Annotated in this window: 11 protein-coding genes; 10 read left to right on the top strand and 1 reads right to left on the bottom strand. The window is 43.2% G+C overall.

Annotated elements, in window-relative coordinates; translation table 11 throughout:
• Genes CVV21_07115 through CVV21_07100 form a run of 4 tightly spaced genes read left to right on the top strand, consistent with a single transcriptional unit; the run spans position 1 to position 6033 of the window.
• The gene (locus CVV21_07115) at positions 1–567 is read left to right on the top strand and encodes a hypothetical protein (GenBank protein ID PKL91789.1); all 567 of its coding nucleotides are present in this window, start codon (positions 1–3) and stop codon (positions 565–567) included.
• 11 nt (positions 568–578) lie between these two features.
• On the top strand, positions 579–1868 hold the full coding sequence (locus CVV21_07110; GenBank protein ID PKL91788.1) for a hypothetical protein: 1290 nt from the start codon (positions 579–581) through the stop codon (positions 1866–1868).
• Positions 1869–1885: 17 nt separating this feature from the next.
• Positions 1886–2866, top strand: coding sequence for a hypothetical protein (locus CVV21_07105; GenBank protein PKL91787.1), 981 nt, complete (start codon positions 1886–1888; stop codon positions 2864–2866).
• 44 nt (positions 2867–2910) lie between these two features.
• Positions 2911–6033, top strand: coding sequence for a hypothetical protein (locus CVV21_07100; protein PKL91786.1), 3123 nt, complete (start codon positions 2911–2913; stop codon positions 6031–6033).
• A gap of 315 nt (positions 6034–6348) precedes the next feature.
• Here CVV21_07100 and CVV21_07095 read toward each other — a convergent pair whose 3' ends face one another.
• The gene (locus CVV21_07095; protein PKL91785.1) at positions 6349–6558 is read right to left on the bottom strand and encodes a hypothetical protein; all 210 of its coding nucleotides are present in this window, start codon (positions 6556–6558) and stop codon (positions 6349–6351) included.
• A 590-nt stretch (positions 6559–7148) separates the two neighbouring features.
• Here CVV21_07095 and CVV21_07090 point away from each other — a divergent pair.
• The 6 genes from CVV21_07090 to CVV21_07065 all read left to right on the top strand — a co-directional run bounded on the left by CVV21_07090 (position 7149) and on the right by CVV21_07065 (position 12335).
• Positions 7149–8528: a hypothetical protein gene (locus CVV21_07090; GenBank protein ID PKL91784.1), complete on the top strand. Its 1380-nt coding sequence runs from the start codon at positions 7149–7151 to the stop codon at positions 8526–8528.
• A 31-nt stretch (positions 8529–8559) separates the two neighbouring features.
• Positions 8560–9039 (top strand): N-acetyltransferase, encoded by a 480-nt coding sequence (locus CVV21_07085; protein ID PKL91783.1) that lies wholly within the window; start codon positions 8560–8562, stop codon positions 9037–9039.
• A gap of 126 nt (positions 9040–9165) precedes the next feature.
• Complete coding sequence (locus CVV21_07080) at positions 9166–9891, top strand: hypothetical protein (GenBank protein ID PKL91782.1); 726 nt, start codon at positions 9166–9168, stop codon at positions 9889–9891.
• A gap of 34 nt (positions 9892–9925) precedes the next feature.
• Positions 9926–10888 (top strand): D-arabinose 5-phosphate isomerase, encoded by a 963-nt coding sequence (locus tag CVV21_07075; protein PKL91781.1) that lies wholly within the window; start codon positions 9926–9928, stop codon positions 10886–10888.
• Positions 10889–11443, top strand: coding sequence for a phenylphosphate carboxylase subunit delta (locus tag CVV21_07070; GenBank protein PKL91780.1), 555 nt, complete (start codon positions 10889–10891; stop codon positions 11441–11443).
• Positions 11418–12335: a hypothetical protein gene (locus CVV21_07065; protein PKL91779.1), complete on the top strand. Its 918-nt coding sequence runs from the start codon at positions 11418–11420 to the stop codon at positions 12333–12335. Before CVV21_07070 ends, CVV21_07065 begins: the two co-directional genes overlap by 26 nt.
• Positions 12336–12354 lie beyond the last annotated feature (19 nt).

Below are 12354 nucleotides of genomic sequence, written 5' to 3'. Positions count from 1 at the left end.
ATGAAGAAAATATTAGCTGCAGTTGTGTTATTAATGGCTGTATCAATGTCAGCAAGCGCGGAAAAGTGGGTCTTTACGGAATTTGGGCTTAGTTACGGGACAATAACAAGCCCGGGCAGCAGGGCAATAGGAAGTTACGGCGTATTTGACACGCCGGTGTTTGACGCGAAAGTAGGGGCTTCCATTTACAAATGGGGCGATATTTACCTGGGCGGCGCGTATAACATATTTGTAGCCAGACAGGATTCTAATTCATGCGCGGTATTTGCGCCTTTATATATCGGCGCGCGTGCGAACATATTTCCGCAGTGGCCGGTTTTTCCTGATGTCTTTTTTGAAACAGGAATGACTTTGGGCAGTATGCACATGGCTGTGCTTAATCCCACGCCGGGATATAAGGACATAAGCTGGAACGGCGGATACTATAATTTTGGGGTCGGAGTAAACCTGAATGTGGCGGATATAGCGGTTTTAAGGTTAAGCCTTGAAAGGCCGGCAGTTTATGACGTGGATAAAAAAGAAATTCATACTATAAAAACAGGCCTTGCCTGGAAAATATTATACTAAAGGAGGCACGGATGAAAACTAAAAATATTACCAGATTGTTTCTTGTAATTTTACTTACCGCTGCTTTTAGCGCGGGTTTATTCGCGGAAGACACAGCCGTGCTTAAGTTATCTTTTGATGATTTTGCCAAATTATGCGCTGACAACAACAGGGAATTTAAAATGGCGCAGCTGGATAAAGAGATAGCGGAAGCGCAGCTTGGGCAGGCAGCGGCGTCTTTTGGGCCTACAGTTTCGCTGGCGGGCGGGTATCAGGCAGTTTACAATTATCTGCCGCCTTCAACTTCGCGGCCGTGGTACGCGGCGCAGGTATCGCTTCAGCAGCCGGTATTTACATTCGGAAAAACCATGCTTGGTTTTAAAATGTCGGAGGAAGCGTATAAACTTTCTGTTATTGGTTTCAAGAAGGCAAAAGAAAAACTTGACCTTGATGTAATCTCCGCTTATTACGGAGCGCTTATAACAAAGGAGCTTATGAACGCTGGAAAACAGAGTTTAAAAAGCAATGAAGAATACTTTAAGATAACGCAGGCAAAGTATAAAAGCGGGCAGGCTTCCAATTTTGAAGTGCTTCAGGCGCAGGTGCAGTACGCCAATTCCAAACCGGACGCCAGAAAAGCCGAAGACACCTATCTGCTTTCAATGCAGATGCTGAAAAATACCGCCGGGATACCCCTTGATAAAGAAGTTGAACTGACAGGGGAGCCGGACTACAAAAAACTTGAAATGACAGCTGATGATATAAAGAAAAAGTTCAGGGATAAAAGCGATGACAGGGAATCCATAGAGGCAGTCACCAGAATTGCGGAATACAGAAAATACCTGATGGGCGCAATGTTTCTGCCCAATGTCGCGGTAGCTGCCAATTACAATTATTCTTCAATGGATTCCGCTTTTCACACTGAAAAAAGCTATTGGTATGGCATGTGGGACGTAATGGTGGGAGTGCAGTGGACGTTCTTTAACGGTTTCAAGAATGTGTATGCGTTTAAGGAAGCTGCCGCCGCGGAAGCCAAGCAGCAGCTGGTAAAAGATAATACCGTAAATCTTCTGGAAATACAGCTTGACCAGCTTTATACGGGAATGGAAGAAAGCGCGGAAGTAATTGAAGCTGCAGGGGATCTTATAAAGCAGGCGGAAGAGGGTTTCAGGATAGCCACGCAGAGCTATAAGAACGGCCTTATTCAGAGTGTGGACCTTATGAACGCGGAAATAGGGCTTTTAAGGGCAAAAACCAATTATTATAACGCGCTTAATAATTACCTTACATCAATGCAGAAACTTAAAAATTTCATAGAATAAACCACAGGAGAAAATAAATGGAAAAGACAAGAAATGTTTTAAAAAACACATTAAGGATAGTGCTGATAATTATAGCCGTGCTTATAGTTTTTCGGATAGGCCAGAGCATAGCAAAAGGCGGAAAAAAGGCGGCAGAGCTTGTTTACAATGTCGGCGTGGTAAAGCTTGAAAAAAAGCAGATATCAAAATATCTTGCGGTGCAGGGCGTAATAGAAGGAGACCCGCAGGTTAAAGTGTTCCCGATAGTGCCGGGAAAATTTTCCAGAAACGCGGTGTCTGAAGGCAGTTATGTAAATAAGGGAGATGTGCTGGTTTATGTTGACCGCGATATGGTGGGATACCAGTATGAACTTGCTCCTGTTACAGCGCCTGTTGGCGGGATGGTCACAAAGTTATACTGCATAGACAGGGGTGAAGCGGTAAGCCCGGCAATGCCTGTGGCGGAAATAGCAGACCCTTCAAAGGTAAAACTTGTATTTAACGTCGGGCAGGAAGACCTTGTAAAAATTAAAAAAGGCCAGAAGGCAAGAATATCATTTATTGATGATGAATCTCTTTCTGTAAACGGAGAAGTGTATTCCGTACCGCCGGTAATTGACAGCGATATTATGTCCGGCACTGTTGTGGTTAAAGCCCCAAATACTGATAAAAAATTAAAACTTGGAATGTCGGTCAACGGGGAAATTCTTATTGAAGATATTAAAGGGTATATGGTTCCCGAAAAAGCCGTAATAATGACGGAAAGCGGGGATTACGCATATCTGGCTGTTGATGGAAAAGCAAAGCAGACAACGGTGCGGGCGGGATACAGGGATAAAGATTTAATAGAGATATCCGGCGAAGGACTGACAGACGGCACAGAGGTAATAACAGACGGTACTTTCAGGCTGTCAGACGGGGTTAAAATAAGCACGGGCAATGAGCCGCCAAAACCGGCAGAAGAAAAGAAAGGAAAGAAGCAGGAAAAAAAAGAAAAGGCTGAAGAAGTAAAGAAGTAACCGGGATTTTTCAGAAAGCATATTTCAACTAAAGGAGTAATTGTATGAATATAGCGAAATTAGCCATCCAAAGGCCTGTGCTGGTAGTTATGATGGTTCTTTCAATAATAACACTGGGTTTCATAGGTTACATAAACCTGCCTGTGGAGCTTATGCCCAACATTGAGTTTCCGACAATAAGCGTTACGGTAATTTATCCCGGAGCGTCGGCAGAGGAAGTTGAATCGCTTATAATTAAGCCGATGGAAGAGCAGTTTGCGACGCTGGAAGGGATTGATAAGGTAAATTCCGTGGCCAGGGAAAATATGGCCGTAATAACAACCTCTTTTAAACTTGGGGTTGATGTCAAGTATGCCGAATCAAAGGTCAGGCAGAAAGTGGATTCAATAAAGGTATACCTTCCGGATGACATTCAGGACCCGATGATTGAAAGTTTTTCTTTCAGCGACATCCCGATAGCGTTCTATTCCATTGAAGCGGACCGCGACCAGACAATGCTTCAGGAAATAATGGATGATGTAATGAAGCCCGCCATAGAGCAGACCGAAGGCGTGGCAGCCGTATATGTGTTCGGCGGCAGGGAACAGATGGTAAATATAATAATTGATAAGGCCTTACTGCAGGCTAAGGGAATAAGCATAGGCCAGATAACTGCGGCTATTAATACAAGAAATTTAAGTTATCCTGTAGGTGATATTGAAGGTGTTGAAAAAAATATGACCATAAGGGTGCTTGGCGAATTCAAAACGGTTGATGAAATAGCGCTGGTGCCTATAACATCAAATACAGGCAAGATAGTAAGGTTAAAAGATGTGGCTAAAGTTGAATGGATGCTTGGAAAAGTAACCGGCAAGCTGAGGGTTAATACAAAACCGGCGGTTTTAATGGCTGTGTTTAAACAGAGCGGCGTAAACTCCGTAGAGACGGCGGATAAAGTTACAAAACAGATAGACAAAACGTTAAAAGAGCTTCCGGCTGATATTAAAATTAAGACCATTATTGACACAACCACAAGCATTAAGAAAAGTGTTTCGGGCGTGCAGGAAAATATAGTCTTAGGCGCCATACTTGCGCTTCTTATAGTGTGGCTGTTTCTGGGTAATTTCAGGTCTGCTATTATTACGGCTATTGCACTTCCGAATTCCATTATCGGCGCTTTCTTCCTGATATCGCTTTCCGGGTTTTCCATCAACGTTATTACACTTCTGTCGTTATCGCTTGCGGTTGGGCTTCTTATTGATGACTCTATAGTTGTGCGCGAAAATATTTTCAGGCATATAGAATTGGGCATGCCCCCCAGGGAAGCGGCCGAGAAAGGGACTAACGAAGTGGCGCTTGCGGTTATATCTACAACACTTTCTATTATGGCGGTCTTTTTGCCCATATCATTTTTGACAGGGGTTATTGGGCAGTTCTTTAAACAGTTTGGTTTTACTGTTGCGTTTGCCCTTGCCATATCACTTCTGGACGCGTTTACCACAGCGCCCATGTTATCCGCGTACTGGTATAAAAAAGAGAAAGAAAGCGCGGATAAAAAAGGTTTTTCGAAATTTCTGGACGGCATTACAAAAAAATGGAATCAGATATATGATGAAGGAAACAGGGTTTATGGCGAGATACTGCACTGGGCGCTTGACAGGAAGAAAGCGGTATTAATAACTACGGTACTGCTTTTTATCGGAAGTTTTTTACTTTTGCCTTTTATGAAAATGGGTTTCATGAATCAGAATAACAACATAGTTAATTTTGGAATGCAGACATATCCGGGTGCGCCTGTTGAAAAAATAGATTCATATATGCTTCTTGTGGAAAAATTTGTTGTGCAGCAGGAAGAAGTGCAGACCTATTTTGCCAGTATCGGCGATACAGGCACCGGCTTTGGAAGCGGCGGAGGAAGCAATACAGGTTCTTTAATGATATCGCTGAAATCCATAACAGACAGAAAAGTGACAAATGAGCAGTTTATTCAGAAGGTTATGAAATATGTCAAAGATAACAGGATTGACGCGTTCATGAACGTTACCGTGTCGCAGGGAATGGGCGGAAGCGATGAAATGAACACGCCGATTCTTGTCAAGGTATTCGGCGATGATTTGAAAATTCTTGCTGAATACTCCGGAAAGATAAAAAAGATGATAGAAGAGATACCGGGGACAGCATCTACGGATACTTCCTATAAACCGGGAAAGCCGGAAATGGTAATTTCTGTTGATCCGGTAAAGGCTGAAAGGCTTGGGCTGTCGGTATATGAAATAGGCTCTACTTTAAGGACACTTGTACAGGGCAGCAGTATTTCCAAGTTCCGCAAAGAGGAGAAAGAATACGACATAAATATTGAAATGAGCGAAGCCAATAAAAGGATACCGGATGATATCAGGAATTTGCTGCTTACCAACAGGATGGGTAAAAAAATTCCGATAAGCGCTGTATGTAATTTTAAATACTACGCCGGCCCTGTTGAAATCCGCAGGGAAAATAAGATGAGAAATGTAATTGTCACGGCATCTCTTGCGCCGGGTTATTCAGTTATGGAAGTAAACGGCAAGATACAGAAACGGTTAAAAGAAGAACTTAAACTGCCTGCGGGCTACAGATACACTTTTGGCGGGCAGGGAGAACAGTTTGGCGAGCTTGTCACGCAGATGGGCGGTGCCATGCTGCTTGCGGTATTGTTTATGTATATGATACTTGCATCGCTGTATAATTCGTTTATACAGCCGCTTATTCTTATGATATCCATACCGCTTGCGATAATCGGAGCTTTTGCGGGTATTCTTATCACGGGATATCAGCTGGATATGTTTGCGTTTATCGGGCTTCTGATGGTTTTAGGACTTGTGGCAAAAAACGGTATTCTGCTTCTTGATTTTACCAATAAAAAACGTGAAGAGGGAATGAATATAAGGGAAGCGCTGCTGCACGCGGCACCCATCCGTTTAAGGCCCATTCTTATGACATCATTCGCGATGATATTCGGAATGCTTCCCATCGCGCTGTCAATGGGTGAAGGGGCAAAAGGGAATGAATCGCTTGCTATTGTGGTTATCGGCGGGCTTATCACATCCACTTTCTTAACGCTTGTTGTTGTGCCTGTGGTATATGAATGGGTGGAAAATAAGATGTTAAAAAGGGCGGAGAAAAAGAAGTTAAAAACATTAAACAGTTAATATGAAGTTTAGGTATTAATAAAAAGGGGCGGATTTTTCCGCCCCTTTTGTTTTAACTTCTATTGATTAATAAAGGGCATATTTGTATAATGTTGAAAGAATTTAGGGTGTATCGATAAACCAACCGTAAAAAGGCAGGGAAATGTTTAAAATACGTTTGTTAATTTTAAAGGTAATAACTCTGCTGATAATCTTTTTTATCACCATGCCTGTTATTATTTCCGCTGCCTGTACTCCTGTTAACGCCACTTTATGCGTTAACGGCGATGACAATACTTCGGTTTGGCTTAACGGCCATTATGTAGGCCCGTTTAATTACGTGAATTGGGATTCCACTTCAGAGCCGGTATGCATGAGCGTGCCTGTGGCGTGGATAAACAGCGCGGGGGCAAATTCTATAGCTTTATCCGTAACCGACACCGGCGGCGGGCAGATATGGGGGGCGTTTGCGCTTGATGTGGAATGCGCGGGCGGGCTGCACTCGTATGTTTCAAGTAATGAAGGAGGTATTGCGTTAAGCGCCACCCTTGATTATAACATTCCCCCTGCCAATGACGGGGACGGTGATGCCTGGTATGAAACTGATTTTGATGATTCGGCGTGGGGAAGCGCGGTAATGGTGACAGACAAGACGTGGGCAAAACTTCTTTATAATCCGGCTGACGGTACGGTTGTGGATCCGTATTCCTATGACGCGATAGGGAATTCGGGCGCTAATGAGTATGATATGAACACGGGGCAGAATATGCTTTATATGAGAAAAACTTTTACCTTAAATCCCGTGGCGCCGCTGCCGTCACCCACGATTACAATCACCAAATTTTCTGACACGACAAACATGATATTAGGAGGGCCGGTGCGTATTACCCTTACTGTATGTTCCATGGGAGGGTACATTAACGGCTCTGTAATGATAACTGACACATGGACGTCTGACGCGGCGTGCGGGTGGACCATGGGAGGGCCTTTTTATTATGACGACCTTAATAACGGGCAGCTTTTCAGGGATGATGACAATGACAGGTTTACCCTATATTTTCCCCTTGGATTTGAGGCAAATGAATGCAAAACTTTTACGTACGAAATGAACCCGTGCTGGTTTGACACAACTGTGTATGACTACGGTAACGTTAACGCCTACGCCTTCTTCCAGCGCTACAAGGACTGCAACCCGGACAATAACAGCCACTGCTTCGCCGTCGTCAAGCTCTACTGTCACGCCGACGCGTACTATTACAATGTCAGAAACCGTAATAGTAATATCCGCAACTATAACACTTACCCGGACAGCATCGCCGACAGCCACGCCAAGCGGTACATCAACGGTGACGGTAACATCAACAAATACGGCGACAGATACCCAAACTGCCACAAGCACTTATACTGACACCGCGACAGACTCTCCGACGCAGACATATACATACACGGACACTTTTACTGCAACTTATACGCATACATTCACCAACACGTCAACGGACACGGCCACACAGACATATACCGCTTCTGACACGGTGACAGGGACACCGCCGCCCACTTTTACTTTTACTGATACTCCCACGCATACAAATACTTACACCAATACAAATACTTCAACAGCGACACAGACTTTTACAGATACAAATACGCAAACCGCTACAATGACTCCCAGCAATACAGCGACTGATACTGCCACTGCAACTTATACGGACACCGCCACCAACACTTCTACTTTTACGGAAACGGACACGTTTACCGCAACGTTTACATATACTTATACTTTTACGCAGACCTTTACGTTTACAAATACTTACACGCCCACGCAGACGCCCACTCAGCCTAAGCTGCCTGTTACGCTTGATGTGACGTTAAAAGCAAAAGGGGATAACCCCGCGCCGGGAGCTGTCATAATTTATACCTTAAGAATAGCGAATAATGATTACGCGCCGGTGTCCAATATAATGGTTTATGATGTATTGCCTGATGTCCTTGTTTTTCGTTCGTACACGCAGACTGCGGCATCGCTTCAGGTAAGCGGGAACAGCCTGGTATGGGATTTTGGCCCGGATTTTATATTGAATCCCGGCGAAAGTTATACGCTTGAATTTACAGCAGAGATGCTTAGGCAGGGGCAGGACGGCGATCTGGTTATAAATACCGCTGATGTTGAATACAATGACCCTTTTTACACCATAATTTCAGGGGCCAAACATACTGTAAGTTCAAACATGTCGTTTTATCCGGAAGGTATTCCTGCGGTTTATCCAAACCCTTTTGACCGCACGAAAGCAAAAGGCGGAATGCTGAAATTTTTAAACCTTGCACCGTATACTTCGGTAAGAATATACACACTTTCCGGGGAAGGCGTGTTTTCGGGGAACTCTCATAATGCGCCGTTTTTCTTCTGGGACGGAAAAAATAATTACGCAAATCAGGTATCGCCGGGGATTTATTACTGGGTCACGCATAATATGACATCCGGCCAGATAAATAAAGGGAAAGTGCTTGTAATTAAGTGAAATAATATTATCTGTTAAGAAAGGTGCTTATATGATTAGTGTCAGGGAAATAAAGGAAACAGACAATTTATTTCTTGAAGAAATGTTGTATCAGATGGTTTTTTTTGAAAGTCCCGAGCTGAAACCGCCGCCTGAAAAACTGATAAACATTCCGGAAATAAGAAGATATATCAGGTATATTAAAGATTACGGCAGCGGAATAATTTCTTTGGATAAAAATGAACCTACAGGCGCTGCGTGGTATATTCTTTTTCCTGACAATGACAGGGGATATGGTTTTTTGGACTCCAACACTCCGGAAATTTCTATGGCGGTTAAGGAGAGCTGCAGGAATAAAGGTATTGGGACATTGCTGTTAAAAGAACTGATTGCTTTAGCCTGCGGCAAAGGGTTTAAAAATTTATCATTAAGTGTGGATATGAAAAACCCGTCTGTAAGGCTTTATGAAAGAATGGGTTTTAAAAAGATAAGACAAAACAAGACTGATTGGGTAATGATGCTGGAAATATAAAGCTGTTTTATTACTGTGAATTCATCTGCAAAAATGTCTTTAAAACCCTTAACTTTCGCCTTTTATTAACCCTCTAAAAGTGTTAAAATAATCAATGTTTTAATCAAAAAAGCGGAGGATATTATAATGACAGAAGGCGAAATATTAAATACCCTGATAGACCTGCAAAAGGCGGATAACGACATTTTAGCTGTAGAAAAAGAGATAAGGCTGATAGACACGGAAATAGAAGGCAAGAAACAAAGGATAGAAGAACACAAAGCCGTATATAATGAAAAAAAAGCCCGCCTTGATGAGTTCAAAAAAAAGAAAGCGGAGTTTGACCTTGATATAAAAACGATTGAAGCGGATATTAAGAAAAAAGAAGGCCAGGGAGAATCCATAAAAACCAATGCTTCTTTTAAAGCCCTTCAGGATGAAATAGCAAGGGGAAGGGACGAAATTAGAAAAATTGAAGACAGAATACTTGGAATTGACGAGGAAGAAGAAGAGGTTAAAATCTGGTTAAAAGAACAGGAAGTTCTGTTTAAAAAAGAAGAAGAAATAATAAACGCGGAGATAAAAGTAATACAGTCGGAAAAAGAAGCCAAAGAAGCGGGAATAACCGGCTTAAATTCAGCGCGTGAAGCAAAGGCGGCAATGGTAGACAAGCTGTGGCTTGAAAGGTATGAAAAAATAAGAAAAGCGAAAAGTGGTGTAGCGGTGGCGTCAGTAACAAGGGACGCGCGCGGTGACGGCAGCTGTGACGGATGCAGGATGGCAATACGCGCGCAGATGGTAAGTAAACTTAAAAAGAAACTGGCGATAGAGTACTGCAGCAATTGTGCCAGGATACTTTACGTTTCTGAATGATTAAAAAATTATAACGACAAGGCGGGAAATTCCCATGGACATAATTAAAGAAGCGCAAAAAGTACTGGCGATGGAAGCTAAAGAAATAATATCGGCAAAGAAAAGGCTTGGAAAAGATTTTAAAAAAGCGGTTGAGGTATTAGGCGCGTGTAAAGGAAAAGTGGTGGTATCCGGAATAGGCAAGTCCGGCCTTGTGGGGCAGAAAATATCCGCCACAATGGCCTCCATGGGCACGCCTGCTGTTTTTCTTCATCCGGTAGAGGCCGCTCACGGGGATATGGGAATTTTTATGAAAGGCGATGTTGTCATAATGCTGTCGCAGAGCGGCGAAACCGAAGAGGTAATAAACATTCTTCCCGCTTTAGGCAGGCTTAATATTCCAATAATTGCCATAACCGGCAAGAAGAATTCTTCGCTTGCAAAATCAGCCGTGTGCGTGCTTAGCTCTTCTGTTGAAGAAGAAGCATGCCCGCTTAACCTTGCGCCCACATGTTCCACCACGGTACAGCTGGCCCTTGGCGACGCGCTTGCGGTTGTGCTTTTAAACATGAAAAACTTTAAGAAAGAGGATTTCGCCATGCTTCATCCGGGCGGTTCGCTTGGAAAAAAGCTTGTGCTTAAGGTAAAAGACATAATGCATTCCGGGGACAGCATTCCGTCAATTGATGAAAAAGCGGTATTAAAAGAGGGGCTGCTTGTAATGACCGCGGGAAGGTTTGGCTGTGTGGCGGTAACCGGCGTAAAAGGAAAGCTTGCCGGCATTTTTACAGACGGCGATTTAAGGCGCCTGCTGGAAAAACAGGCCAACCCGTTTATGATGAAAATGTCGGAAGTAATGGTAAAAAATCCTAAAATAATATCCGAAGAAGACCTTGTAATGAAAGCCCTTGCGGTGATGGAAGAAAAATCAATTACAGTGCTGCTTGCGGTGTCAAAGGACGGGAAACCTGCGGGCATTATTCACCTTCATGATATATTAAAGTCAGGGGTTGTTTAAGTGGCAGCCTTAAAAAAAAATAAGAAACTTTCAAAGATAAAGCTTATCTGCCTTGATGTGGACGGCGTGCTTACAAACGGCGGCATAATAATTGGCAGTAATAACACGGAATTCAAGCAGTATAACGTAAAGGACGGCACGGGAATTTCCCTTGGCCGCCACGCGGGGCTTCAGTTTGCCATAATCAGCGGCAGGCATTCAGAAGCAATAGAAATAAGGGCGAAAGAATTAAAAATAACGCACGTATATCAGGGGGCGCTGAACAAACTTTCCCCTTATCAGGACTTAAAGAAAAAACTTAAACTGGATGATGCGCAAGTGTGTTTTATAGGCGATGAAATAATTGATATACCTGTAATGCGCCGCTGCGGTTTTGCTGCGGCACCCGCGGATTCGGCAAACGAGGCAAAAAAAGAAGCTGATTATGTATGCAAAAAAAACGGCGGGCAGGGCTGCGTAAGGGAAGTAATTGACATGGTTCTTAAAGCGCGCGGCCTTTGGGACGCGGCGGTAAAAGGGTATCTTAACGATGAAGATGAAGCTGAAGGCATTTAGAAATTTTCTGCTTTATCTTTTTATACAATCGGCCAGGCTTGTTGTGTTTTTTATACCTTGGAGAATCGGCGCGAAAGCATGCGAGTATTTTGCGCTTTTTGTTTTCTTGTTTCTTAATAAAGACAGGCGCACATTAAGGCGCAATCTGGATATAGTTTATGGCGCCAAAATGCCTGAAAAAGAAAAGGGAATACTGGAAAATCGCAACATCCGTAATTACGGCAGGGGTTTTTTTGAGTTTTTAAAGTTCACCGTATGGCCCGCGGATAAAATCAAAAATATGGTAAAAGAAACGCACGGACTGGAATATTTTAACGAAGCCAAAGAGACAAAAAAAGGCGTAATTGTGGTGACGCTTCACCTGTCCAATTGGGAACTTTTAGCTCATTTTACCGCTTTAAACGGAAATATTGCGGGTGCTGCGGCAAAGCGTATGTTTGACCCCTTAATTGAATCTGCCGTGAATTCGGCAAGGACAAAAACAGGCGTAAAGATATTTTTAAAAGATGACGACATACGCTCCATGATTAAATATTTAAGGCAGGGTATGATATTCGGGATACTGTCAGACCAGGATACAAGCGTGGAAAGCGTCTATGTCCCGTTTCTTGGCGTTATGGCAAAGACCCCGTCAGGGCCTGCTGTGCTTGCGCAGAAACTGGGGCTTAAGCTTATGACGGTATGTATATACAGAAGGCGTGATAATTACTATGGCATACAGATTAATAAGCCGATTGAAACAGAAGGTAAAACAACAGAACAGCTGGCTGAAGAGTATAACAAAGAAATTTCGGAATTTATTTTCAAGTACCCGGAGCAGTGGGTCTGGGTGCACAGGCGGTTTAGAATGACTGCGGAAAAATCTATGGAAGAAAAAGGTATAAAACTGTGAAAAAAATAACGGCGGCAGT

Source organism: Candidatus Goldiibacteriota bacterium HGW-Goldbacteria-1 (assembly GCA_002839855.1).
Taxonomy (GTDB): domain Bacteria; phylum Oederibacteriota; class PGYV01; order PGYV01; family PGYV01; genus PGYV01.
The sequence above is the reverse complement of the archived record's forward strand: the minus strand, read 5'-3'. Positions and strand labels throughout refer to the sequence as shown.